Source organism: Variovorax sp. OV329 (genome assembly GCF_900114785.1).
GTDB lineage: Bacteria > Pseudomonadota > Gammaproteobacteria > Burkholderiales > Burkholderiaceae_C > Variovorax.
In genome coordinates this window covers 92,576-117,982 of sequence record NZ_FOUG01000008.1, presented here as the reverse complement: position 1 = coordinate 117,982, position 25,407 = coordinate 92,576, and the positions used below count along the sequence as shown (strand labels likewise).

The 25,407-nt window shown below is 69.8% G+C and carries 20 protein-coding genes and 1 tRNA gene; 10 read left to right on the top strand and 11 right to left on the bottom strand.

The window, feature by feature from the left end; genetic code table 11:
• Position 1: 1 nt before the first annotated feature.
• On the bottom strand, positions 2-682 hold the full coding sequence (locus BM345_RS15560; RefSeq protein WP_093380896.1) for a c-type cytochrome: 681 nt from the start codon (positions 680-682) through the stop codon (positions 2-4).
• Positions 683-833: 151 nt separating this feature from the next.
• Here BM345_RS15560 and BM345_RS15555 point away from each other — a divergent pair, with 151 nt between their 5' ends.
• The 7 genes from BM345_RS15555 (at position 834) to BM345_RS15525 (ending at position 10,210) form a co-directional block, all read left to right on the top strand.
• Positions 834-1,676, top strand: coding sequence for an AAA family ATPase (locus tag BM345_RS15555; protein WP_093380895.1), 843 nt, complete (start codon positions 834-836; stop codon positions 1,674-1,676).
• Positions 1,677-1,686: 10 nt separating this feature from the next.
• Positions 1,687-1,950: a hypothetical protein gene (locus BM345_RS15550; protein WP_093380893.1), complete on the top strand. Its 264-nt coding sequence runs from the start codon at positions 1,687-1,689 to the stop codon at positions 1,948-1,950.
• Positions 1,951-1,972: 22 nt separating this feature from the next.
• Positions 1,973-2,569, top strand: coding sequence for a GNAT family N-acetyltransferase (locus BM345_RS15545; RefSeq protein WP_093380892.1), 597 nt, complete (start codon positions 1,973-1,975; stop codon positions 2,567-2,569).
• Positions 2,570-2,595: 26 nt separating this feature from the next.
• Complete coding sequence (locus tag BM345_RS15540; RefSeq protein ID WP_175545025.1) at positions 2,596-2,811, top strand: addiction module protein; 216 nt, start codon at positions 2,596-2,598, stop codon at positions 2,809-2,811.
• A gap of 104 nt (positions 2,812-2,915) precedes the next feature.
• Positions 2,916-4,103 carry a vWA domain-containing protein gene (locus BM345_RS15535; protein ID WP_093380889.1) on the top strand — a complete coding sequence of 396 codons (1,188 nt, stop codon included), beginning with the start codon at positions 2,916-2,918 and terminating at the stop codon, positions 4,101-4,103.
• 64 nt (positions 4,104-4,167) lie between these two features.
• Positions 4,168-6,078 (top strand): autotransporter assembly complex protein TamA, encoded by a 1,911-nt coding sequence (locus BM345_RS15530; protein WP_093380887.1) that lies wholly within the window; start codon positions 4,168-4,170, stop codon positions 6,076-6,078.
• 10 nt (positions 6,079-6,088) lie between these two features.
• Positions 6,089-10,210: a translocation/assembly module TamB domain-containing protein gene (locus BM345_RS15525; protein WP_093380886.1), complete on the top strand. Its 4,122-nt coding sequence runs from the start codon at positions 6,089-6,091 to the stop codon at positions 10,208-10,210.
• Here the strand turns inward: BM345_RS15525 and BM345_RS15520 are convergent, their stop codons facing one another.
• Together BM345_RS15520 and BM345_RS15515 are read right to left on the bottom strand one after the other, a co-directional pair.
• Positions 10,211-10,633, bottom strand: coding sequence for a nuclear transport factor 2 family protein (locus tag BM345_RS15520; RefSeq protein ID WP_175545024.1), 423 nt, complete (start codon positions 10,631-10,633; stop codon positions 10,211-10,213).
• A 77-nt stretch (positions 10,634-10,710) separates the two neighbouring features.
• Complete coding sequence (locus BM345_RS15515) at positions 10,711-11,520, bottom strand: class I SAM-dependent methyltransferase (RefSeq protein ID WP_093380882.1); 810 nt, start codon at positions 11,518-11,520, stop codon at positions 10,711-10,713.
• Between the two features lie 98 nt (positions 11,521-11,618).
• Between BM345_RS15515 and BM345_RS15510 the strand changes: the two genes are divergently transcribed.
• Positions 11,619-11,693: transfer RNA gene (locus BM345_RS15510), tRNA-Arg, on the top strand.
• Positions 11,694-11,833: 140 nt separating this feature from the next.
• Positions 11,834-12,235 carry a hypothetical protein gene (locus BM345_RS15505; protein ID WP_093380881.1) on the top strand — a complete coding sequence of 134 codons (402 nt, stop codon included), beginning with the start codon at positions 11,834-11,836 and terminating at the stop codon, positions 12,233-12,235.
• Positions 12,236-12,296: 61 nt separating this feature from the next.
• Here the strand turns inward: BM345_RS15505 and BM345_RS15500 are convergent, their stop codons facing one another.
• From BM345_RS15500 to BM345_RS15470, 7 genes are read right to left on the bottom strand one after another with little or no spacing between them, the layout of a single operon-like run.
• Entirely contained in the window at positions 12,297-13,151 is an 855-nt protein-coding gene (locus BM345_RS15500; RefSeq protein ID WP_093380879.1) for an NAD-dependent protein deacetylase, read from the bottom strand.
• Position 13,152: 1 nt separating this feature from the next.
• The gene (locus tag BM345_RS15495; RefSeq protein ID WP_093380877.1) at positions 13,153-13,923 is read right to left on the bottom strand and encodes a lysophospholipid acyltransferase family protein; all 771 of its coding nucleotides are present in this window, start codon (positions 13,921-13,923) and stop codon (positions 13,153-13,155) included.
• A gap of 4 nt (positions 13,924-13,927) precedes the next feature.
• Positions 13,928-15,217: a dihydroorotase gene (locus BM345_RS15490; protein ID WP_093380876.1), complete on the bottom strand. Its 1,290-nt coding sequence runs from the start codon at positions 15,215-15,217 to the stop codon at positions 13,928-13,930.
• Entirely contained in the window at positions 15,214-16,176 is a 963-nt protein-coding gene (locus BM345_RS15485) for an aspartate carbamoyltransferase catalytic subunit (RefSeq protein ID WP_093380874.1), read from the bottom strand. Before BM345_RS15485 ends, BM345_RS15490 begins: the two co-directional genes overlap by 4 nt.
• A gap of 2 nt (positions 16,177-16,178) precedes the next feature.
• On the bottom strand, positions 16,179-16,688 hold the full coding sequence (gene pyrR, locus BM345_RS15480; RefSeq protein WP_093380873.1) for a bifunctional pyr operon transcriptional regulator/uracil phosphoribosyltransferase PyrR: 510 nt from the start codon (positions 16,686-16,688) through the stop codon (positions 16,179-16,181).
• Positions 16,685-17,101, bottom strand: coding sequence for a Holliday junction resolvase RuvX (gene ruvX / locus BM345_RS15475; protein ID WP_093381157.1), 417 nt, complete (start codon positions 17,099-17,101; stop codon positions 16,685-16,687). Before ruvX ends, pyrR begins: the two co-directional genes overlap by 4 nt.
• Positions 17,102-17,115: 14 nt before the next feature.
• Positions 17,116-17,715: a YqgE/AlgH family protein gene (locus BM345_RS15470; protein WP_093380871.1), complete on the bottom strand. Its 600-nt coding sequence runs from the start codon at positions 17,713-17,715 to the stop codon at positions 17,116-17,118.
• Here BM345_RS15470 and BM345_RS15465 point away from each other — a divergent pair.
• On the top strand, positions 17,714-19,234 hold the full coding sequence (locus tag BM345_RS15465) for a cryptochrome/photolyase family protein (protein ID WP_093380870.1): 1,521 nt from the start codon (positions 17,714-17,716) through the stop codon (positions 19,232-19,234). The genes BM345_RS15470 and BM345_RS15465 overlap by 2 nt on opposite strands.
• A 58-nt stretch (positions 19,235-19,292) precedes the next feature.
• Here BM345_RS15465 and BM345_RS15460 read toward each other — a convergent pair whose 3' ends face one another.
• A complete protein-coding gene (locus BM345_RS15460; protein ID WP_093380868.1) occupies positions 19,293-25,394 on the bottom strand; it encodes a hybrid sensor histidine kinase/response regulator in 6,102 nt (2,033 codons plus the stop codon).
• Between the last annotated feature and the right edge of the window lie 13 nt (positions 25,395-25,407).

Genomic DNA, 25,407 nt, shown 5'->3' with positions numbered 1-25,407 from the left:
ATCAGTCGGCGCGGTGGAAGCGCGATTCGGGCACGGTCTTCAGGTCGCCCGGCAGGCCGCTGATGTAGCTGGCCAGCTCCTTGACCTCGGCGTTGCTGAACTTCTTGGCCTGGCCGCCCATGACCGCGTTGGAGCGCCCGACGATGCCGTGGCCGTCGCTCTTGTACTGCTTGAGCGCCACGTTCAGGTAGTCCGCATGCTGGCCGGCCAGCTTGGGCACGGTACCGTCGTTGGGGGTGGAGAAGTTCGCACCGTGGCACTTGGTGCAGCTGTTGTCCTTGTCCCGCGTGATGAGGGCCTGCACCGTGTCGCTGGGCGCCTTGGCGGTGGCGGGAAGCGCTGGCGAATCCTTCATGCCCAGCTGGGCGTAGTAGGCAGCCAGGTCGGCCATGTCCTGCTCGGTGAGGGTGTCCGCGATGGCGCGCATGGTCGGGTGCTTGCGGTCGCCGTTCTTGTAGGCGCCCAGCGCCGACACGATGTAGGTGGCGCTCTGGCCCGCGATCATCGGGACCTTGTGGATCTCGGGGAAGCTTGCCTGATACCCGATGATGCCGTGGCAGCCCACGCACATGGCGGTCTTCTTGGCGCCGTTCTCGACGCTACCAGTCACCTTCTGGGCCTGTGCCGCCACCGTCACGGAAGCGACAGCAAGGGCAAACATCGTGGTCAACAACTTGTTCATTTTGCGCGCACAATCTCGTGGAGATATCAGGTTTTCAGGGCAAACAGCTTTCGATTATATGGGTGGCCTCCAGGGTCACTCAGTCGGGTCTGACCCGGGTTTGCGCGCCCATCGAAAGTGTTGCATCCACCACTCCACCGCCTAGCCTTCCATGAAATTCAAGGGTTCCGACAACTACGTTGCCACACAGGATCTGATGCTCGCGGTCAACGCGTCCATCACCCTCAAGCGCCCCCTGCTGGTCAAGGGCGAGCCGGGCACCGGCAAGACCATGCTGGCCGAGGAAGTGTCCAGCGCGCTGGCCCTGCCGCTCTTGCAATGGCACATCAAGTCGACCACCAAGGCCCAGCAGGGCCTGTACGAGTACGACGCGGTGAGCCGCCTGCGCGATTCGCAGCTGGGCGACGAGCGCGTCAAGGACATCCACAACTACATCGTCAAGGGTGTCCTGTGGGAGGCCTTCACGGCCGACCAGCCGGTGGCGCTGCTCATCGACGAGATCGACAAGGCCGACATCGAATTCCCGAACGACCTCTTGCGCGAGCTCGACCGGATGGAGTTCTACTGCTACGAGACGCACGAACTCATCAAGGCCAAGCATCGCCCCGTGGTGTTCATCACCTCCAACAACGAGAAGGAGCTGCCCGACGCCTTCCTGCGCCGCTGCTTCTTCCACTACATCAAGTTCCCCGACGCCGAGACGATGAAGAGCATCGTGGCGGTGCACTTCCCCACGCTCAAGCAGGACCTGCTGGCGGCGGCGATGAAGACCTTCTACGACGTGCGCAACCTGCCCGGCCTGAAGAAGAAGCCCTCTACGTCCGAACTGCTCGACTGGCTCAAGCTGCTGGTGGCCGAGGACATCCCGCTGGAGGCGCTGCAGAGCAAGGACGACAAGGTCGCCGTGCCGCCGCTGGTGGGCGCGCTGCTCAAGAACGAGCAGGACGTGACCCTGTTCGAGAAGCTGGTCTTCATGCAGCGGCACAACCGCTGAGCCGGGCGACATGAGCACGCCGGGCAACAAGAGCAACACGCCATCCACCAGCCGCCTGCTGGTGCAGGGCGTGGCGCAGGCCGCGGGCTTCCTGCTGGGCGCGCTGATCGGGCGCTACGCCGGTCTCTTCATGGGGCTGGACGCCTTTGCCGACGGCGGCAGCTACTCCGGCCGCGCGATGGGCGGCATCCTGCTCATCGGCCTGGGCGGCGGCGCCGGCGTGCAGCTGGCGCGCCGCTGGTACATCCGCCGCTACGGCGATCCGCGCATCTGACGTCCTCTTCCCCTTCGTATCCATGAGCTCCTCCTTCGTCGAACCGGTGAACCTCTCGGCCCGCGGCGTGGCCATGGTGCCGCTCACGCCCCTGCACGAGCAGGGCCTGCGCGAGGCCGCCGCCGACGGCCAGCTGTGGAAGATCCGCGTGACCTCGGTGCCCGAGCCCGATCAGACCCGCGCGTACATCGAGGCCGCGCTCCAGGCCACCGACCGCTTCGCCTTCGCGGTGATCGACGAAGCCAGCGGCAAGGTGCTGGGCACCAGCAGCTACCACGACGTGCTGCCGGCGGTGAAGCGGGTGGAGATCGGCTACACCTGGTATGCCGGCAGCGTGCAGCGCACGCATGTGAACACCACCTGCAAGCTGCTGCTGCTCACGCACGCCTTCGAATCCCTGGGCTGCCACGTGGTCGGCTGGCGCACGGACAATTTCAACCATGCCTCGCAGCGCGCCATCGAACGCCTGGGCGCCCGCAAGGACGGCGTGATCCGCGGCCACGCCATGCGCCGCGACGGCAGCATCCGCGACACGGTGATGTACAGCCTGCGCAGCGGCGAATGGCCCGAGGTGAAGGCGCAACTGCTGTACCTGCTGGACAAGCCGCGCCAGGCCTGACGGCCTTTTTCTTGGAAGGGACCGGCATGAATGCACTCTCGAAAGACATCTTCGAGCTCGGCGTGCACGAGAAGCTGCAGTTGGTCGAAGACCTGTGGGACAGCATTTCCGATGAAGCCATGCCGCCCATGTCCGACGAGGTCTACGAGGAGCTGTGCCGCCGCGCAGCGTGGGCCGACGCGAACCCCGGTCAGGCACAAAGCCTCGAGCAGATCGCACAGGACCTGGGCGTTCGCCTGTGACGCGGACGTAAACCCTGCACTTTGATTTCAATTCCGATGTGGTGCGCGTGCATGCCTGCCTGCATTTCCGCCAGAGCCCGTCCCGCTGGCCAGGAGCCTGAACCATGCTGATCGACTTCTTCTACACCCTCCGCTCGGCCAAGCTGCCGGTGTCGGTCAAGGAATACCTCACGCTGCTGGAAGCGCTGGAGGCCGACGTGGTCGGGCCCAATTCCGAGGGCGCTTTCAGCCTGGACGATTTCTACTACCTCAGCCGCACCGCGCTGGTGAAGGACGAGAAGCACTACGACAAGTTCGACCGCGCCTTCGCCGCCTACTTCAAGGGCATCGAGCTGCTCACCGATTTTTCCAAGGAAGTGCCGCTGGACTGGCTGCGCAAGACGCTGGAGCGCGAGTTCAGCGCCGAGGAAAAGGCCAAGATCGAGAAGATGGGCTGGGACGAGCTCATGGAGACGCTGAAGAAGCGCTTCGAGGAACAGAAGGAACGCCACGAGGGCGGCAACAAGTGGATCGGCACGGGCGGCACCTCGCCCTTCGGCCACGGCGGCTACAACCCGCAGGGCATCCGCATCGGCGGCGCCGGCAAGAACAAGAGCGCCGTCAAGGTGTGGGACCAGCGCGCCTACAAGGACTACGACGACACCCAGGAACTGGGCACGCGCAACATCAAGGTCGCGCTGCGGCGCCTGCGCAAGTTCGCGCGCGAGGGCCACGAGAACGAGCTGGACCTGGACGAGACCATCAGCCGCACCGCCGCCAACGCCGGCTACCTCGACATCAAGATGCGGCCCGAGCGCCACAACAACGTGAAGGTGCTGCTGCTGATGGACGTGGGCGGCACCATGGACGAGCACATCCAGCGCGTGGAAGAGCTGTTCTCCGCCGTGAAGACCGAGTTCAAGCACCTGGAGTTCTACTACTTCCACAACTGCGTCTACGACTTCATGTGGAAGAACAACAGGCGCCGCTTCGCCGAGAAGTTCGCCACCTGGGACATCCTGCGCAAGTACAACAAGGACTACAAGCTGATCTTCGTGGGCGACGCCACCATGAGCCCCTACGAGATCCTGCAGCCCGGCGGCAGCGTGGAATACAACAACGAGGAGGCCGGCGCCGAGTGGCTGCAGCGCCTCACGCACGCCTTCCCCAAGTTCGCCTGGATCAACCCCGAGCCGCAGGGCGTGTGGCAATACCGCCAGAGCATCTCGGTGATCCAGCAGCTGATGTCGCATCGCATGTATCCGCTCACGCTGCGCGGGCTGGAAGAAGCCATGCGCATGCTCACCAAGTAGCGCGCCGGCGCCCGCTTTTGCAGGGCGCGCCGGGATGGTCGCCGGCGATGTCAGAATCGACCCGATGCTCAGGGCGGCTTCCCTTCGTGCGCCGGCTTGGTGGCCGGCGCTCCTGCTTTTGTCTTGCGCGCTCCTGCTGCAGGGGTGCAGCTTGCTGTCGAAAAAATCCGACGAGCCCGCAGCCGACACCGAGAACGCCATCGCCACCGACGGCGAGGGCCGCAAGGATGCGCGCGATGCCTTCACACTGGAGGTCGAGTCGCCCGACAAGACCATCACCGCCTTCCTCGAGACGCACCTGGACCTGCAGCGCTACCGCAGGCTCAACGACCTGGCGGCCAACGAGGTGTCGCGGCTCATGGTGGCGGCCGAGGGCAATGCGCGCGAATTGCTCAACACCCTGGGCTACTTCACGCCCACCCTCACGCTGGAGCTGAAGGACACGCCCGACAGCGAGAAGGCGCCCCGCGCCATCCACATCACGGTGGAGCCGGGCCCGGCCACCCGCATCGAGAAGGTGCAGCTGAACTTCCAGGGCCCGGTGGCCCAGGACCCGCGGGACGAGGCCCAGCGCAACGAGATCCGCAGCGGGTGGCGGCTGCCGCCCGGCCAGATCTTCACGCAGCAGGGCTGGGACGCGGCCAAGACCGTCAGCCTGCGCACGCTGGCCGCCCGGCGCTACCCCACGGCGCGCATCGACAGCAGCCTGGCCGACATCGATGCCGACCAGTCGACCGCCGGGCTGCAGGTGGGCTTCGCGTCCGGCCCCGCCTATCGCTTCGGCCCGCTCATCATCAACGGCTCCGAGCGCTACGACCCGGACGCGGCGCGGCGGATCGCGCGCCTGCCCACCGGACAGGACTACGACCAGCAGCGCCTGCTGGACGCGCAGCTGCGCCTGGCCAGCAGCGGCTACTACGACTCGGTCTTCCTTACGATGGACACCGACGAGGGCACCGACCCGGATGCCGCCCCCGTCACCGCCCAGGTGCGCGAGGCGCCTTTCCAGAAGGTGGTGCTGGGCGTGGGCTTCACCTCCGACAGCGGCCCGCGCATCTCGATCGACCACATCCACAACAAGATGCCGATCCTGGACTGGCGTTCGGTCTCTCGTCTCTCGCTGGACAAGAACACCAAGCTGCTGAGCACCGAGTGGACCGGCCTGCCGGCGGACTCCGGCTGGCGCTGGTTCAACCTGGCCCAGCTGCAGCGCGACAACAATGCCGGCGACTACAGCGTGGACAGCGCCCGCTGGCGCACCGGCCGCAGCCGCGCCGGCGACCACATCGACCGCAGCGTCTACCTGCAGTACGACTACTCGGTCAGCCGCGGCATCGACCCGCCGCCCTCGGGCTCCGCACTGAGCATCAACTGGGGCTGGACCGGCCGCTACTTCGACAACCCCGCCGCGCCGACCAGCGGCAATGGCCTGGCGGTGGAGCTGGGCGCGGGCTACACGCTGCGCGGCGAGAACCTGCCCTTCCTGCGCGTCTATGGCCGCTGGCTGGGCCTTTTCCCCATCGGCTCGGACGCCGACCCGATGCTCGCAGCGCGGCGACCGCGCCTGGCCCTGCGTGCCGAGGCAGGCGCCGTCAACGCGAAGGAAGCGGCGCAGATCCCGCAGTCGCTGCAGTTCCTCACCGGCGGCGACACCACCGTGCGCGGCTACAGCTACCGCCAGATCGGCGTGGTCAACGCCAGCGGGCAGATCCAGGCCGGCCGCTACATGAACGTGGCCAGCGTCGAGTGGCAGCAGCCCATCGTGCGCGACGGCCGGCTCAGCGATTTCGAGGGCGTGGTCTTCGTCGATGCCGGCGCGGTGGCCGACGAACCGGCCGACCTGGGCAAGCTCAAGGTGGGCACCGGCGTCGGCGTGCGCTGGCGCAGCCCCGTGGGGCCCTTGCAGGCCGACCTGGCCTATGGCATCGACGTGAAGGCCTTCCGCCTGCACCTGCGCTTCGGCTTCACCTTCTGACGCAGTTGACGTGAACGACGACGCCTCACCCTCCTCCACCGCCAACGGCGAAACGCCGCGGCCGCGCTCGCGCGCGCGGCGCGTCGCGCGGGGCCTGGCCTGGAGCTTCGCCAGCCTGCTGGTGGTGCTGGCCCTGGCACTGGCCGGCGCCTGGTGGTGGCTGGGCTCGAACCAGTCGCTGGCCTTCGCGCTGGCGCAGGCGGCCCGCTACCTGCCGGCCGACCAGCAGCTCACGCATGAGAACGTCGAAGGCTCGCTGCTGGCCGGCGGCCACATCGGCCGGCTGCGCTGGCAAAGCCCCGGCATGTCGGTGGAGCTGACCGACGCCACGCTGGGATGGCACTGGCCCTCGCTGCTGCGGCGCCGGCTGCAGCTGGGCGAGGTGCACATCGCGCAGGTCGACATCGCGCCCATCGGCCCCAAGCCCGAGAACAGCCCGCCACCCGAACCCTTGCAGCAGCTGCTGCTGCCGCTGGCCATCGAGCTGCCCTTCAAGGTCGACCGGCTGCGCTGGGCCGGACCGCCCGAGGTGGTGGCCACGGGCCTGGCGGGCCGCTATGCCTTCGAGGGAGGTGAGCACCAACTGGACGTCGATGGCGTGGACCTGGCGGACGGCCACTACAGCGCCAAGGCCCGGCTGCAGGGCGCGGCGCCCATGGACCTGGACGTGAAGCTGGACGGGAAGGTGCAGGCCCCGCTGGACGCGGAACGCCGCATCGAGGTCCAGGCCCGCGCCAGCCTGCGCGGCCCGCTGGCGGGCGCCGACGCGCGCCTGCAGCTGGACGCCGAGATCGTGCCCACCGAGGAGGCCGCCGGCATGCAGGCCCGGGTGCACGCGGAACTCGCGCCCTGGCAGGCCCAGCCCCTGGTGAAAGTGGACGCGCTGCTGCAGGACGTCGACCTCGCCCGCCTCTGGCCCGAGGCGCCCGCCACGCGCCTGAGCGGCGAGGTGCATGCCGGCCCGGCCGCAACCCTGGGTGCTTTGGGTTGGGAAGGCACGGCCGACCTGCGCAATGCCGACCCCGGTCCCTGGGACGAAGGCCAGTTGCCCATCGCCCGGCTGCAGGCCCAGGCCAGCTTCGATGGAAGCGAATGGGTGGTACCGCAGCTGCGCATCGATGCCGGTGGCGGCCGCATCGAGGGCAGCGGCAGCTGGCGGCCTGCGCCCGAGCCCTGGCAGGCCAGGCTCGAGGTCAAGAACCTGAGGCTGGGCGAGCTGCACACGCAGCTGGACGGCGCGCCGGTCGAGGGCAAGCTGGAAGCGCAGCAGAAGGAAGGCGGGCGCATCGACTTCGCCGTCGACCTGCGCGCGCGCGGCGGCGCCGGCGCAAGGGCGGCGCGCGATTCGCTCGAGGGCCTGGCCATCGAGCGCGTGACGGCGCGCGGCCTGTGGCAGGACGCGCTGCTCACCCTGAGCAACCTGCAGGTGGACGCGGCCGGCGCCCAGCTGGAAGGCAAGCTGCGCGCCCGGCCCGAGGCGAAATCGGGCGACGGCACGCTGCGCCTCACCCTGCCCGGCGCCGAGGTCAATGCCCAGGCCGACATGGCGCCGAGCAAGGGCCAGGGCCAGGTCAACGCCCGGATCGACGATGCCGCCGCGCTGCAGGCCTGGATCGAGCGCCTGCCGGGCCTCGCGGACGCGCTGGCCGGCCTGGCGCTGCAGGGCAACGGCACGCTGGATGCGCGATTCACCGGCGGCTGGCAGACGCTGCAGCAGCGATTGACGGCGCCCGAGCAAGCCATGCCGCGCGGCGTGGCCGAGCCCACCTTGTCGGCACAACTGGTGCTGCCTCGCCTGAGCTGGCAGCCCGAGGGAGCATCAGGCGAGGAACGCTGGCAGCTGCGCGACCTGCGCGCCTCGGTCGACGGCAGCCTGGCGCGTGCGCGCATCGAAGTCGATGGCGAGGCCGTTTCGCCCATCCGCCAGGTGACGCTGCAGCTCAAGGGCAGCGGCGGCCAGGAACGCGCGCGCCAATGGCGGGCCGAGGTCGCGAGCCTGACGGCGCAGCTGCGGCCCAATGCGCGCAATGCGCCGCCGCCCTGGAAGCTCGTGCTGCAGCGCACGCTCTCGGCCACCATCCGCACCAGCGGCGGCGACACCGACGGCACCCTGCAGATGGATGGCAGCGGCGGCGCCGCAATCATCACCGGCCCGCAGCCCGGCAGCGTGCGGCTGGAATGGCAGCCCACCCGCTTCAGCCGCAGCGGCCCGCCCACGCGCCGCGCGCTGCGCCTGCAGTCCGCGGGCAAGATGCAGGGCCTGCCCATGGCCTGGGCCGACGCCGTGGGCGCCGGCTCGCTCAGCGAGATGGGCGTGAGCGGCGACCTGCTCTTCGAAGGCGACTGGGACGTGGATGCCGGCGACCGCCTGCGCGCCCATGTGCGGCTGGCCCGCGCGAGCGGCGACCTGCGCGTGCAGGCCGGCGAGGCGGCCATGGTGACCCGCGTGCACAGCACCGGCACCGGCACGGCCGAAGAGATCACCACCGACGCCGATGCCAGCGGCCGCAACGGCGCCAGCACGCCGGCCGGCCTGAAGCAGGCGGAGCTGGTGGTCGATGCCGAGGGCGACGCGCTGCGTGCCAGGCTGGTGTGGGACTCGGAGCGCGCCGGCGTCTTGAAGGCGCAGGCCTCCACGCGGCTGGCGCGCGACGGCGCCGGCTGGCGCTGGCCCGAGAACGCGCCGCTGGCCGGCCAGCTGGAGGCACGCATGCCTCGGCTGGGCGTGTGGTCCATGCTGGCGCCGCCGGGCTGGCGCATCAACGGCACGCTGGATGCGAACCTGACCCTCTCCGGCAGCCGCGATGCGCCCACCTGGAACGGCCGGCTGGCCGCCGACGAGCTGGGCCTGCGCTCCGCGGTCGAAGGCCTGGACCTGCGCGACGGCCGGCTGCGCGCCACCCTCAGCGGCCGCCAGCTGACCGTGGACGATTTCACCCTCAGCGGCGGCCCGGGCAGCCGCGTCCGCATCCCCGGGCGCAGCGGCAACCTGAGCACCGCGGCCAGCGAGGCCGCGGCCGACGGCGGCCGCTTGACCGTGCGCGGCAATGCGCGATGGGGCGAGCCCACGGTGGCCGGCGGCAGCGGCATCCGCATGGACATGCAGGGCGAGATCCGCTCGCTGCGCGTGCTGGTGCGCAGCGACCGGCAGGTGACGCTCTCGGGCGACCTGCAGGTGCGCCTGCAGGACCGGCAGATCACCGTGCGCGGCAAGCTGCGCACCGACCGCGGCGTCATCATCCTGCCGCCCGACACCGCGCCGAGCCTGGGCACCGACGTGGTGGTGCGCTCCGCCGCCCGCGAGCGCGCCGCAGCCGAGGCCGCCGCGCGCACCAGGGAGCGCGGCGCGCAACAACAGCAGGCGCAGGCACAGGCCGTCAACACGCCGCAGACGCCGCGTCCGGCCGACATCCAGGTGGAGCTGGACCTGGGCAAGGACTTCGCGGTGCAGGGCCGCGGCATCACCACGCGGCTGGAGGGCCAGCTGGACATCCGCGCCGTCGGTGCCGGCAGCCCGCCGCGCATCACCGGCGAGGTGCGCACGGTCAACGGCGTGTACCGCGCCTACGGCCAGCAGTTGAACGTGGAGACCGGCATCGCCCGCTTCAACGGCCCCTTCGACAACCCGCAGCTGGACGTGCTGGCGATCCGCCCCAACATCTCGCAGCGCGCCGGCGTGCAGATCAGCGGCACCGCCAGCGCGCCGCGCGTCAAGCTGTACTCGGAGCCGCCGCTGTCGGATGCGGAGACGCTGTCGTGGATCATGCTGGGCCGCGCTTCCGCTTCCAACGGCGGCGAGGCCATCCTGATGCAGCAGGCCGCGCTGGCGCTGCTGGGGCGCTTCGGCGCCGACTCCAGCACCGGCAACCTGGCCAGCCGCTTCGGCCTGGACGAGATCGGCTTCAAGGGCCCCAGCCCCAACGGCGAACTGCAGGAATCCTCGGTGACCCTGGGCAAGCGCCTGTCGCAGGACTTCTACGTCACTTACGAGCGCAGCATGGCCGGCACGCTGGGCACCTTCTTCATCTTCTACGACCTGACGCAGCGCCTGACCCTGCGCGGCCAGGCGGGCGAGCATTACGGGGCGGACCTGATCTACACGATCAAGTTCGACCGGCTGCGGGGCCGCTGATCAGGGCTGCGTCGCCGCGGCCACCTGCGCGGTGTCGTAGTACTCCATGAACTTCACGATCTTGCCGCCACGGAAGTGGATCACGTCGGCCTTGGGCGAGTGCACCTCCTTGCCCGTGCCCCTGTGCTTCCAGTGGCAGCTGCCCAGCATGACAACCTTGTCGCCCTGGGCCACGTACTCGTCGGCCTCGTAGCCCAGCATCTGCCAGTCGGCACCGAGCTGCTCGAAGTAGCGCGGCACGTCCTGCTTGCCCACGCACACGGCGGTGAACTCCTGGCCTGCGCCGCCGTTGCCCAGCGAGCACCAGTGCACGTCGTCGGCCATCAGGTCCATCAGCTGCTGCACGCTGGCGCCCTTGCTGCTGTTCCACTGCGCGTAGGCGTCGCGCATGATGCTGACGTTCAGGGCTTCTTGCTCCGTCATGGCGGGCTCCTGGCGTTGGGGGGCCGCCATCATGGGCAGGCGCCGCGCGCCAGGCAATCTGCCGTTTGGCCGCTGTCTCAGGCGAGTGACGCCGGCGTGCGTCCGCGCACGCCCCAGGCCCGCGCGCTCAGGGGAATGCTGCCGTCCGGGGCCACCGGCAGCGCCGCGCGTATGAGTTCGCGCAGCCGCAGGCGCTCGGCCTCGGGCAAGGCCATCGCGTAACCGGGCGCCGGGCCCTGCCCGCCCAGGAACGGCGACCAGTAGTCGTCGAAGTCGCGGAACACCGTGGGCACCTCCAGCGCCTTCACCTCGACCGCCTGAAGGCCGGCCTGCTCGAACAGCGCGCGCAGGGGATCGGGTCGGCACATGGGGAAGCGCCGGCCCTCGGCCGAATCGAGCGCCGCGGGGTTCAGCTGCACCGCCGCATCCCAGAAGCGGCGCATCAGCTGCATGCCCTGCGCGTAGTCCCACACGTAGACCGCCACCTGGCCGCCCGGCCGCGCGACCCGGACCATCTCGGCCAGTGCAAGCTCGGGCTGCGGCACGAAGTTGAGCATCAGCCCGGAGACCACCACGTCGACGCTCTGCGCCGCCAGTGTCAGCGCCTGCGCGTCGCCGACCTCGTAGCGGGCGCGGCCCTCGGGCGTGAAGGCCTGGGCGAAGTCGATGAAGGCCGGCGAGGCATCGATGCCCAGCACCGAGGCAGGCTGCGCCACGCGAAGCACCGCCTGGGTGAGTGCACCGGTGCCGCAGCCCACATCCAGCCACTGCGAATTCGGCGGAACCTGCAGCCAGGCCAGGAATTCGAGCGCCACCTTGCGGCTCCAGCGGCCGACGTAGGGCTCGTACAGGTCGCCGGCCGACCAGTGTTCCTTTGGTTGGGGCATTTCGGGCACCTCCTTCGGGCGTCCCGATTGTCCGGCGCCGCGCAGCAGAGGGCGTTCCGTTTTGTAGCGGCCAAGGCTGTTAAAGTCCTCGTCGCGCCGTCCCTGTAGTTCAATGGATAGAACGGGGTCCTCCTAAGACTCAGATACAGGTTCGATTCCTGTCGGGGGCACCAGCTTCCCCGTAATGCTTTCTTCGCCTGTTGGTTTCTGGCAAGCATTCGCGCCCGCGCGGCAGCGGCGCCGGGCCCGACCCACTACGATTCCATCCTGGCGCAGCAGCCTCCCTGCCGCCGCGCCGAGCACGGAGTTCTGGATGAAGTTTCTCTACGTCGCCGTGGCGGCATGCATGCTGGCCCTGGCGGGCGGGCCGGCAGCCCACGCCCAGCAGCAGTTGCCGGGGGCAATCGCGCCGAATTCGACGGACCTTCAGGCCGGCTACTGCCTGGGCCTGCTGAAGATGCTGGACGACCCCGGCCCGATCATGCGGGTGCGCACCTACATCGCCGACCGCTTGGCGGTGGTCGATGGCGAACCGATCATGGCGGCCTCGCGCAAGGCCGAGAAGGACATCGAGGCGTCCGTGGTCAATGCCGAGGCCTGCGTCAAGTCGAACTGCCGGCCGAACGACCGGTCCTGCGTCATGCAGTGCGCGCTGCAGCCGGACACGAAGGCGCACATCTCGTCCTGCATGGCGCTGGACTTCCTGCCGCGCTGAAGCCGGGCTGCCGCTGCCTGCCGCGCGTCGGTGCCTCGCTCCGCGCGCTGTCGCGCCCGGCCTAGCGAGACGCCTGCCCGGCGGCCGCGAGCAGATCCACGAGTTCGGACAGCGCGGCGCCCACCGGCGCCTCCACCTTGAGCGTGAGCAAGTCGTCCGCCCGCGTACGTCCCAGATTCACCGCTGCCACCGGCAGGCCCGCCGCCGCGGCGGACTGCACGAAGCGAAAGCCCGAATACACCATCAGCGAGGAGCCGGCCACCAGCACCGCGTCGCTGTCCTGCAGCGCGGCACGCGCGGCGGCCACGCGATCGGGCGGCACGCTCTCGCCGAAGAAGACCACGTCGGGCTTGAGCACGCCACCGCACACCTCGCAGGGCGGAACGACGAAGCTGGAGAAGTCGCGGCCTTCCAGGTCGGCGTCGCCGTCGGGTGCGCTGCTGGCCCACAGCTGCGCCCAGGCGGGATTGCGTGCCACCAGCTCGTCCTGCAGCTTCGCGCGCGGGCTGCGGCGGCCGCAGGCGGTGCAGCAGACGGTGTCGATGCGGCCGTGCAGGTCGATGGTGGCGCGGCTGCCGGCGGCGCTGTGCAGCCCGTCGACGTTCTGCGTGAGCAGCAGTTTCACATGGCCCGCGGACTCGAGCCGGGCCAGCGCGTGGTGCGCAGGGCCGGGCCGGGCCTCGCCGATGATGCGCCAGCCCACCAGGCTGCGCGCCCAGTAGCGCTGGCGCGTGGCCTCGCTGCCCATGAAGGCCTGGTACGTAACCGGGGCGGCACGCTTCCAGTCGCCGTTGGCATCGCGGTAGTCGGGAATGCCCGACTCGGTGCTGCAGCCCGCGCCGGTGAGCACGAACAGGCGCGGATGCCGCCGCACGAAGTCGGCCAGCGCGTGGACGTCGCGGATGCTGCCCGGCATCTCAGGGCGCACCGTGTGCGCGACCGTCCGAATAGGTGTGTGCGCGCAGGGCATCCACCTCGGTGTGCAGCGTCATGGCCCAGGCGCGGCGCTCGCGGCCGCGCGAATCCTGCGGGTCGCCGAAGCGCAGGTAGGCAGTGAGCGGCGGCGCGCTCAGGGTGCGCCACAGCGACTGCAACAGCGAATCGTCGCCGATGTAGGCGGCCGCGTCGGTGGACTCGTCGCTGCGGCGGTCGGCGAAGCGCAGCGCGGCCGGCTGCACGGGCGCGCCGGCGGAGATGGCCGCCTGAAGCAGGTTGGCGTGAAAAGGCAGCAGCACCTTGCCGTCGCCGGTGGTGCCCTCGGGAAACACCGCGATCATGTCGCCCGCGCGCAGCGCCTCGGCCATGTGGTGCACCAGGCGCATGGCGTCGCGCGGACGCTCGCGCTCGATGTAGAGCGTGCCCGCGCCGGTCGAGAGGCTGCCGATCATCGGCCAGTTCTTGATGTTGGACTTGGCCACGAAGCGCACGTGCCGCGCGGCGTGGATGGTGAGGATGTCGAGCCAGGACATGTGGTTGACGATGAGCAGCAGCGGCCCCTGCGCCGGCGGCGTGCCCTGCACGACCAGCCGCACGCCCAGGACCTCGAGCATCCGGCGCGACCAGCGCTGCACCTCCAGCGCGCGCTCGTCGGGGCTCATGCGCGGGAAGGAGAAGCGGATGGTCCACCAGCCGCCGGCCGCATGCGCAGTGGCACGCAGCAGCTTCCAGCTGACGACCGCCAGGCGCATCCGCTCAGGCCTGGTAGACGACGTGCCCACCCACCAGCGTGCTGCGCACGCGGCCGCGCAGCGCGTAGCCGGCGAAGGGCGTGTGCTTGCCCTGGCTCTTGAGCGCGTCGGCGCTCACCTGCCACTCATGCGCAGGATCGAAGATGCACAGGTCGGCCGCCTCGCCGGCCGCGATGCGGGCGCCGCCCACCGCGGGCACCACGCGTGCGGGCGCGCTGGTCACCACTTCCAGCGCGCGGCGGATGCCCGCCCCGCTCTGCTCGCCCCATTGCAGCGCCAGCGGCAGCAGCAGTTCCAGGCCGGTGGCGCCGGGCTCGGCTTCGGCAAAGGGCAGCGTCTTGGCGTCGGACTCGACGGGCGTGTGGTCGGAGACCAGCGCGTCGATGGTGCCGTCGGCCAGCGCGGCGCTCAGCGCCTCGCGGTCGCGCTGCTGGCGCAATGGCGGCGACAGGCGCGCGCGGCTGTCGAAGTAGCCGATGTCGGTGTCGGTGAGATGCAGCGAGTTGATGCTGACATCGCAGCTCAGCGGCAGGCCTTCGGCGCGCGCCGCGCGCACCAGCGCCACGCCGCCGGCGCTCGACAGGCGGCACAGGTGCACCCGGGCGCCGGTGGAGCGCATCAGCTCGACGATGGTGAAGATGGCGATGGTCTCGGCCGCCGCCGGCACGCCCGCCAGGCCCAGGCGCGTGGCCAGCGGGCCGCTGGCCGCCACGCCCTTGCCCAGGTCGCGGTCCTGAGGGCGCAGCCACAGCGTGTAGCCGAAGGTGCTGGCGTACTGCAGCGCGCGCTGCAGCACCTGCGTGTTCGTGAGCGGCACTTCGGCCTGGCCGAAGCCCACGCAACCGGCCTCGGTGAGCTCGGCCATCTCGGTGAGGATCTCCCCCTTCAGTCCCCGCGTGATCGCGCCCAGCGGAAACAGGCGCGCCTTCCTCAGCTTCTGGGCGCGGTACTTGAGCATCTCGACCAGCCCGGGCTCGTCGAGCACCGGGTCGGTGTCGGGCGGGCAGACGAGGCTGCTCACGCCGCCGGCCACCGCGGCGGACATCTCGCTGTCGAGCATGCCCTCGTGCTCGTAGCCGGGCTCGCGCAGCCGCGCCGCGAGGTCCACCAGGCCGGGCGCCACGATGCAGCCCTGCGCGTCCAGCGTCTGCTGCGCGCTGAAGTCGGCCGGGATGTCCTTGACGCCCACGATGGCACCGTCGGCGATCGCGATGTCGGCCTGGCCATCGAAGCCGGAGGCCGGATCGATGACGCGGCCGTTGCGGATGAGGATGTTGTTCTTGCTGCTGCTCATGCTTCGTTCCCTGCGACGATGCTCATGACCGCCATGCGCACGGCGATGCCGAAGGTGACCTGCGGCAGGATCACGCTCTGCTGGCCATCCACCACGGCCGAGTCGATCTCCACGCCGCGGTTGATGGGGCCGGGGTGCATCACGATGCAGTCGGGCTTGGCCCGCTGCAGCTTCTCGGGTGTCAGGCCGTAGGTCTTGAAGAACTCCTGCGACGAAGGCAGCAGCGCGCCGCTCATGCGCTCGTTCTGCAGGCGCAGCATGATGATGACGTCGCAGTCCTTGATGCCCTCCTCCAGCGTGTGGCACACCCGCACGCCCATGGGCGCCATGTCGGCCGGCACCAGCGTCTTGGGGCCCACCACGCGCACCTCGGCACAGCCCAGGGTGGTCAGGGCGTTGATGTCCGAGCGCGCCACGCGCGAGTGCAGCACGTCGCCGACGATGGCCACCGTGAGGTTGGAGAAATCCTTCTTGTAGTGGCGGATGGTGAACATGTCGAGCAGCCCCTGCGTGGGGTGCGAATGCCGGCCGTCGCCCGCGTTCACCACGTGCACGTGCGGCGCCACGTGCTGCGCGATCAGGTAGGGCGCGCCCGACTCGCTGTGCCGCACCACGAAGAGGTCGGCTGCCATCGCGCTGAGGTTGGCGATGGTGTCCAGCAGCGACTCGCCCTTGCTCGCCGAAGAGCGCGCGATGTCCAGGTTGATCACGTCCGCCGACAGCCGCTTTGCCGCGATCTCGAAGGTGGTGCGGGTGCGGGTGGAGTTCTCGAAGAAGAGGTTGAACACGCTCTTGCCGCGCAAAAGCGGCACCTTCTTCACCTCGCGGTCGCTCACGCTGGTGAAGTTGGCGGCGGTGTCCAGGATGTGGATGAGGGTGTCCTTGGGCAGGCCCTCCATCGACAGCAGGTGGATCAGCTCGCCGTGCTTGTTGAGCTGCGGGTTGCGCTTGTACAGCACGCTCACGCTCCTTCTTCTGGTTGTTCGATCTTGAGTGCGAAGCCGCCGTTCGCGTCGCGGTCCAGCGCCAGCGACTGGCTGGCAGGCAGTTCCAGCTTCGCCGCGGCGAAGTCGGCGGCCACCGGCAGTTGGCGGCCCCCGCGATCCACCAGCACGACCAGGCGCACTGTGGCCGGGCGGCCGAAGTCGAAGAGCTCGTTGAGCACCGCGCGGATGGTGCGGCCGGTGTAGAGCACGTCGTCCAGCAGCAGGATGTCGGCGCCGTTCACGTCGAAGGGCAGCTTGGTCTGCACGCTGGAGGCCAGGCCGCGGCGGGCGAAGTCGTCGCGGTGCATGGCCGAGGAGATGATGCCGGGCGCGCCGGGCAGGCCCAGGTCCTTCTGCAGGCGCTCGACCAGCCAGGCGCCGCCGGAGGTCACGCCCACCAGCCGGGTGCCCTCGCGCATCAGGGTCTTGACGCCGGCGAGGAGCGCCTGGTACAGCGTCTCGGCGTCGGGGACTTTGGGGTTCACGGGAGGCTCCTCAGGAATTGTTCAAGGATGATGCAGGCCGATGCGGCGTCGGCGTCGCTGGCACCGGCCGCCAGGGCCTCGGTGGTGCTGTAGCGCTCGTCCACCTGGTAGACCGTCAGGCGGAAGCGCCCTTCCAGCTGGCGCGCGAACTTCTGCGCTGCGCGGGTGTTGTCGTGCGGTGCGCCGTCGGGGTAATAGGGCACGCCCACCACCAACGCGTCGGGGTGCCATTCGCGGATGCGCTTCTCGATCTGTGCGAAGCGGGCATCGCCCTCGGCAGCAATGGTGCCCTGCGGCGTGGCGTTGGCCAGCATGCGGTTGCCGCTGGCCACCCCGGTGCGTTTGCGCCCGTAGTCGAAGGCCAGGAAGCTTTGGAAATGGGACGGGACGGAAGAGGCGGTGTCGGGAAGCATGGCCGCTCGCGGCATCAGGCATGCCCCGCGTCCGGCGAAAGCTTCCAGGCTTCCAGCCCCAGAAGCAGCAGGGCCTTGTTGTAGCGCTGCTCGACCGGCGTGTCGAAGATGACGGCCGGGTCGGCGTCCACGGTGAGCCAGCTGTTCTCGGCCAGCTCGGTTTCGAGCTGGCCCTCGCCCCAGGCAGAGTAACCGAGAGAAACAAGCACCTTGCGCGGGCCGGCACCGGTGGCCAGGGCCTCCAGCACGTCACGCGAGGTCGTGAGTTCCAGCCCGCCGGGAATGGTCATTGTGGAAGCGTAGACCGGCTCGGTGTTGTCCGGCGGGTCGGCGAACACCGGCTCGTGCAGCACGAAGCCGCGCTCGGTCTTCACCGGGCCGCCCTGGAACACGGGCGCGTCGCCGATGTCCGTCTGGTTGGTGGGCAATTCCACCTTCTCGAAGAGTGCGCGCAGGTTGATGTCGCTGGGCTTGTTGATGACCAGGCCCAGGGCGCCGCGCTCGCTGTGCTCGCACAGGTAGATCACGCTGCCGGCGAAGGCCTCGTCCCGCAATCCCGGCATCGCGATCAGGAAGTGATGCGTAAGGTTGATGCGGGCAGAATCGGTCGACATGCCGCCGATTTTACTGGCCGTCGACAAAACATACCCACGGGGCCTGATGTGGTTTAGGCGCGACCTCCGCCTGTCGGACAACGCCGCGCTCTATCACGCCCTGCGCAGCTGCCGCGAAGTGGTCTGCGGTTTCGTATTCGACACCGCCATTCTCAAGAACCTGCCCAAGGCCGACCGGCGGGTGGAATTCATTCGCGAGTCGCTGGCCGAACTGGCGCGGGACCTGGCCGAACACGGCGGCTCGCTGGTCGTTCGGCACGGCCTGGCGGAGGAAGAGCTGCCCCGCCTGGCCCGCGACCTGGGCGTGCAGGCCGTGTTCGCCAACCGCGACGACGAGCCCTTCGCGGTGGAACGCGACGCCCAGGTCTTCGGCGGCCTGGCCAATTCGGGCATCAGCTTCCACGCCCACAAGGACCGGGCCGTCTTCGAGCGCGACGAGGTGCTGACGCAGGCGGGCCAGTCCTTCTCGGTCTTCACGCCCTACAAGCGGGCCTGGCTGGCCAAGCTGGACGACTTCTACCTCAAGCCCTACCCGGTGGAGCGCTACCTCGATGCGCTGGTGCAGGCGCCGGAGGCGCTGCGCGGCGCCGTGCCCACGCTCGCAGACCTGGGCTTCGAAAAGACCAACCTCTCGGAGCTGGAAATCCCCACCGGCGCCAGCGGCGGCGCCCAGCTCTTCGAGGAATTCTTCGACAAGCGCATCGACCGCTACCACGAGACGCGCGACTTTCCCGGCGTGCGCGGCCCCAGCTACCTGGGCATCCACCTGCGCTTCGGCACGGTTTCCATCCGCGAGCTGGCGGGCGTGGCGCACCAGCTGACGCACTCGGGCGCCAACCAGGGCGCGGCTGTGTGGCTGAGCGAGCTGATCTGGCGCGACTTCTTCTTCCAGATCCTGGCGCACCACCCCGAGGTGGCCGCGGGCAAGAGCTTCCGACCCGAGTACGACAAGATCATCTGGCACCACGGCAAGCATGCCGACGGGCTGTTCGACGCCTGGCGCGAGGCCCGCACGGGCTACCCGCTGGTGGACGCCGCCATGGCGCAGATCAAGCACACCGGCTACATGCACAACCGCCTTCGCATGGTGGTGGCCAGCTTCCTGTGCAAGGACCTGGGGCTGGACTGGCGGCGCGGCGAAGCCTATTTCGAGCAGCAGCTCAACGACTTCGAGTTCAGCTCCAACAACGGCAACTGGCAGTGGGCCAGCGGCAGCGGCTGCGACGCGCAGCCGTGGTTCCGCATCTTCAACCCCGTGACACAGAGCGAGCGTTTCGACCCAGAGGGCAAGTTCATCCGCCGCTACCTGCCGCAACTGGCCAAGCTCTCGGACGCCTCCATCCACGCGCCCTGGCTGGCGACGCCGGTGGAACTGGAAGCCGCCGGCGTTCGACTGGGCGAGACCTACCCCCGCCCTATCGTCGACCACGCCCAGGCGCGCGAACGAACGCTGGAGCGCTATGCCGTGGTCAAGGAGCAGCAGGCGGGCGGCAAGGCGAACGGCCCGCGAAAAAAATAACGCCCGGCGCAGCGGGGTGCTGCGTCGGGCGCGAGGCCTTGGAGCGAACGAAAAAAACTCAGGCTTCCAGCGGCATCGCCTCGGCAAGGGTGTAGCTGCGCACCAGTCGCAGCAGTTCTTCTTCCGAGTACGGCTTGCCCAGGTAGTGGTTCACGCCCAGCTGCTTGGCGTGCTCGCGGTGCTTTTCGGCAATGCGCGAAGTGATCATGATCACCGGCAGGTCGGCCAGCGACACGTCGGCGCGGATGTTGCGCACCAGGTCGAAGCCATCCATGCGCGGCATTTCGATGTCCGACAGCACCAGCGCCGGGCGCTCTTCCTGCAGCCGCTCCAGGGCTTGCAGCCCGTCGGCCGCCAGGGTCACGCGGTAGCCTTCGCGCTGCAGCAGGCGCTGCGTGACGCGGCGCACGGTGATCGAGTCGTCCACCACCAGCACCAGCGGCACCTGCGGCACCACGGGCTGGGCCAGCGGGAGCACCGGCACCTTTGCATCCTGCGCGGACGAGGCGCCTTCTGCTTCCTCGCCCTTCTTCGCGGCCAGTTCGCGCGCCTGCAGCGCACGGGCCTGATCGCCGTGCACGGCGGCCAGGGCCACCGGGTTGTAGATCAGCGCCACAGCGCCCGAGGCCAGCACCGAGATGCCTGCCATGCCGGGCAGCGTCGACAGCTGCGGGCCGAGGTTCTTGACCACCACTTCCTGGTTGCCCAGCACTTCGTCCACGTGCAGCGCCACGCGCTGTGCGGCGCTTCGCACCACCACCACGGTGTTGGCGCGGCCGGGCTGGCGGTCGCTGCGGGTCGTGGTCTGCAGCAGGGCGCCGGACCAGAAGAAGGGAATCTCCTCGCCGCCGAAGGGATAGCGGGCGTTGGCGTAGGCCAACTCCAGCTCGGTGGCGCTGACGCGCTGCACCAGTTCCACCAGGTTGGAAGGCACGCCCACCGACAGCTCGCCGGCACGCATCATCACCACGTGCGTCACAGCGGTCGTCAGGGGCAGCACCAGCTTGAAGGTGGTGCCCTGGCCCGGCGTACTCTGCGTCTCGATGCGGCCGCCGAGCGCAGCCACGTCGGCGCGCACCACGTCCATGCCGATGCCGCGGCCGGCCAGTTCAGACACCTGCTCGGCGGTGGAGAAGCCCGGCTGGAAGATCAGCTCGGCCGCCCGCTCGGGTGTGAGCGTCTCGCCCTGCGGCAGCAGCCCCAGTGCATGGGCACGCTGCGCGATGCGTGCGATCTTCAGGCCGGCGCCGTCGTCGCGGAAGCTCACCGAGACGTCGTTGCCCTCGTGGTGCAGGTCGATCACGATCAGGCCGCTGGCATCCTTGCCCGCCGCCGAGCGGCTGGCCGCGTCCTCGATGCCGTGCGCCACGCAGTTGCGCAGCAGATGCTCGAAGGCCGGCGTCATCCGCTCCAGCACCCCGCGGTCCATCTCGATGGAGCCGCCGGTGATGTCCAGGCGAACCTGCTTGCCGGTGTCCTTGGAAGCCTGGCGCACCACGCGGTACAGGCGGTCGGAGATGCCCTCGAACTCCACCATTCGCGTGCGCAGCAGGCCGCGCTGCAATTCACGGGTCTGGCGGGCCTGGGCGCTCAGGTCGTCCTCGGTGGCCTGCACCGTCTTCTGCAGGGAGCGCTGCACGGTGGCCACGTCGTTCACCGACTCGGCCATCATGCGGGTGAGTTCCTGCACGCGGGTGAAGCGGTCGAATTCGAGCGGGTCGAAGGACTGCGCCGAATCCTTGGCTTGCGCCAGCCGCGACTGCATCTGGCTCTCGGCCTGCACCTCGATGTCGCGCAGCTGCTGGCGCAGGCGGTCCAGGTTGCCAGTGAGGTCGAGCAGCGAGGTGCTCAGCTGGCTCAGCTCGGCCTCCAGGCGCGAACGGGTGATGATCACCTCGCCGGCCTGGGCCAGCAGGCGGTCCAGCAGCTGGGTGCGGATGCGAACCACTTGGCCGGCACCGCCGCGCAGCGGCGTGAGCACGCTGGAGGCGGGCGCTGCCAGGCGCTGGGGCACGAGGGCCGGAACGGCAGGGGGCGCATCGGCAGCCACGGAGGGCTCGTTGGCGGCGACGGGCGTCGCCGCTTCGGGCTCCGGCGTGGCAGCTTCGGCTTCGGCCGCGGCCGGCTCGGCGGCGGCAGGCGCCACCTGCACCGTCACCGGCGCGCTGACCGTGGGCACCGCCGACGTGGCGGCGACAGCACGCTGGGCGATCTCGGCCTGGGCGGCACCGTCGGCGTCGCGCAGGCTGTCGAAGGCGGCCTGAAGCAGGTCGTAGCGGCCGTGCAGTTCCTCGATCGCCTGGCGCGGGATGTTCTCCACGCCCAGGATCTCGACCTCGGACTCCATGCGGTGGGCGCGTTCGCCCAGGCGCATGGCGCCGGCCAGGCGTGCGCTGCCCTTGAGGGTGTGCAACGCACGCAGCACGACGGAACGCTGGCCCAGCTCGTTGGGCGATTCGGCCCAGGCGCGCAGCGCATTGGAAAGCTCGGGCAGCAGGTCGGCGGCCTCTTCCTCGAAGATGGGGAAGAGGTCGGCGTCGACCGCGTCCTCGACGTCGATGACGTCCTCGGAGTCTTCCAGCGACACGTCGGCAGGCGCGTGGTGCTGCACAGCGGACACGGCCGGCTGGAAGCGCGGCACGGGCGCCTCGAAGGCGGGCATGGGCGCAGCGGCCAGCGCGCGCAGCGACTCCAGCGTCTCGGGCGCGGGGTCCTTGAGGACGCCCGCGGCGAACTGGTGCAGCAGGCGGCGCAGCTCGTCGGCCGCCAGTACCAGCACCGTGCCCTGCTCATGCGTGCCCACGCCCAGCATCTGCAGGTGCGTGAGCGCGGCCTCGACCAGGCGCGCCATGTCCGACAGGCTCTTGAAGCCCACCGTGGACGAGCTGCCGGCCAGCGAATGCGCCAGCGCGATGGTCGAGTCGTGGATGCGTACGTGCGGCTCCAGCGCCCACTCGCCCACTTCGACGGCGAGCTGGCGGGACCATTCGTCGGCCTCGTTGAGGTAGACGTTGTAGAGCGCGATGCCGATGCGCAGCGGGCCGATGGCCTTGAAGGCCTCGTCGGCGACAGGTGCCGGCTCCTCGACGACCGGAGCGGGCTCGGCGGCAACGGGAATCACCCCGGCAGCAGCAGCCTGCTGGACGGCGAAGGCCTCGTAGTCGAAGGCGGGGATGTCCTCTGCCACCGGCTCGGCGGCCGGCACGGGCTTCGTGGGCTCTGCCACGGGCGCCGCGCGCAGCTCGAAGGGGTCGGCCAGCGCGGTGGGCTCGAACCCGACGCTGAAGTCGATGCCGGCATCCAGCGGTTCCAGCATGGCCGGCTCGGCGGAGGCTGGCTTCTTCTCGTCCTCGAACTCGAGGAAGTCGGTGGAGGGGAAGTCCACCATCTCGTGGACGGCAAAGGGATCGGCCTCAGGCAGCTGCGCCATGGGCGCGGGCTCGGTGTCGGCCTCGAGCACGAGCTTGTGCTCCGGCTCGATCGGAAGCTCCGGTGCGGGCTCAACGAACTCGGCCACCGGCTGGGCTTCGATGACCGGCTCGGCGGAGATCAGGTCCAGGTCAGGCAGCAGGTCGAAATCAGGCAGGGGCGGCAGCGCGGCCGCGGGCGCCTGGACCGCCGGAGCGGCGAGGGGCTCCAGCGGCATCGGCGCCGAAGACTCTGCAATCGATGCGGGCTCGGCCGCGATCTGGCGCGCAACGGCAGCCAGCGCGGATGCGTCGGCGGCCGGCGCAGGGGGCGCAGTCAGCGGCTCGCCGCTGCCCAGCGAGCGGGCCAGGTCGCTGAAGGGGGCCGACTGCCAGGAGTGCGGCTCGCCCGAGGCGACGGCTTCCACCCAGGCGCCGAAGTCGCGCAGCGAGGTGCCGGCGCCGGCGATCAGTTCCTTGGTGACCGGGCGCTGGTCGGCCAGCCAGGTGTTGAGCACCTGCTCCATCGACCAGGCGGCATCGCCGAAGTCGGTGAGACCGACCATGCGCGAGCTGCCCTTGAGCGTATGGAAGGCGCGGCGCAGGATGGTGAGCTCGCCCGTGTCGCTGGGGTCGTGGTCCAGTTCGCCGACGGCCACCAGGCCGTTCTCGACGACCTCGCGGGCCTCGTCCAGGAAGATGTTGAGCAGGTCGTCTTCGGCCAGCTCGGTGACGAAGGTCTCGGGCAGGGCCTCCAGCGGCGCGGGGCCGGTGATCTTGGCGGTCCAGCTGTCGGCGGCCTTGCTGAATTCCTCGATGGGCGAGGCACCGCCCTTGTCCTTCTTCTTGCTGCCCTTGGGGTTGGCCAGCTCGGCCAGCCTGGCGGCGATCTGCTTGTCGATCTCGTCGGAGGAAAGCGGTGCGGCTTCGGCCACGGGCGCCGGCTCGGCGGCGATCGGGGCCGCTGCTGCGGCGATGGCTGCCTCTGCCTGTTCCTCGGCCTGGCGGCCCATCAGCGGCTTGAGCTCGCCGGCCTGTGCGTCGAACACGAACAGGCGCTTGGCCAGCGCCGGCTGGTAGCCCAGCATGTCGATCAGGAAGCCCAGGGCGCCCAGGTTGTTGCCCAGCGCGTCGAAGGCGCCCGGTTCGTCCGCGGGGGTGGCACTTGCCACCAGCTCGTCGACGTTGTCGCGCATGCGCTGCACGGCCAGCGAGGCCTGGTCCAGGCCCAGCACCGAGAACACGCCGCGCATCTGCATGAGTTGGCTGGGCACGGTGCGCAGGTGGCCCTTTTCCGTCGGATGACGGAAGAACTGGTCCATCGCCTTCTCGAGCTCGGAGAGGTGGCTGCGCAGCTCGTCGACCACGGTGCCCATGGTCTGGCGGTCGCTCACGCGGCGGTAGAGCTCTTCCATCCACGGCTCGAGCGGCTCGGAGCGGCCGCCCTCGCGGGCGCGCTCGATGCGGCCGGCCAGTTGCACGGTGCGTGCGGTGAGCTGGCGGTCGTTGGGGTCCAGGTCCTCGAAGGCGGCTTCGAGGTACAGCACCGAGGTCGCCACTTCCATGGCCAGCTCGGTGGCCGGCGGCTTGCCCGAATTGAGCGAGGCCTGCACGGCGTTGTTGAGCGCCTGCACCATCGGCAGGCTTGGCGGATGCAGCTTCTGCAGTGACTCGGTGAGCTGCGCAAAACTGTCGACCGCCGGGCGCACCCGGCCCATGTCGCCGCCCGAGAGCGCCGACCACATTTCCTTGGCACCCTCGATGCGCTTGCGCGCCTGCGCGAGGATGACGGGGTCGAAACGGCCGAACTGCTCGCGGGTGTAATCGACGGCCTTCTCGTTGATGATGCCCCAGGCCGCGCGCACGGCGCGCAGCGTGGAGGCGTCGTCGCGCATGCTGGGCACGGCCTGGGCACAGAAGAAGAGCAGGTCCTGGCCGAGGCGGTCGGACACGGTCTCGTCGCCGCGCGCCAGGGTGGCGTACTGCAGCAGCACGCGCGAGGCGGCGCGCTTCACATAGATGTCGGGTGCGACCAGCGACAGGCCCAGCGCCTCGAAGAAGCCGCCGGCCAGCGCCCAGAAGCTGCGCGAGCGGGCACCAGCGGAACCGCGCGACAGGCCCACGCAGATTTCCTGCAGGCGCTTGGCGGCCGCGTCGTCGCCGGTCTTGACCACCTTGAGCAGTTCGCGGTCGAACTTGGAGCGCACGGCCGGGTCGTACACCAGCGCCGGCTTGCTGCTCATGAGGGCGACGTCGGCCCAGCGCCAGGGCAGCGACCAGAGATCGGCCGGATGCACGCGCTCGTTGCCCACCAGTTCGAGCACGTCGCGGTATTGCGGGAAGAGCGCGACGGCAGACACCGACTTGCCGGCCAGCATGGCCTGCAGGAAATCGGTGACGGCAAAGCCGGCGCGGTCCAGCTTCTGCACCGCGGCGTCGTTGCAGCGCTGCGGCTCCTGCACGAAGCTCTGGACGGCAAATTCCATCGCGCCCAGCACCAGTGCGGGCGAGGGATGGCCGACCATCTGCAGGGCACCGACGACCTGGTGCAGCTGCTGGCGCACCAGGCGCAGCGGGCCGGCATCGGCGTCCACAACGCCTTGGCTTTCTCGCGCGAAACGGCGCAGCGACTTGGCCGCAGTCTCGAGCGATTTCTGGATTTCACCGAGCACCCAGGCCAGCGGCCCGAGGTCTTCGGCCCCCTGCGCGTTGCCGGCGACAGGGGCGGTTGCGTGGGGGGCGAGGGTCGACACGTTGGGGTGCTCG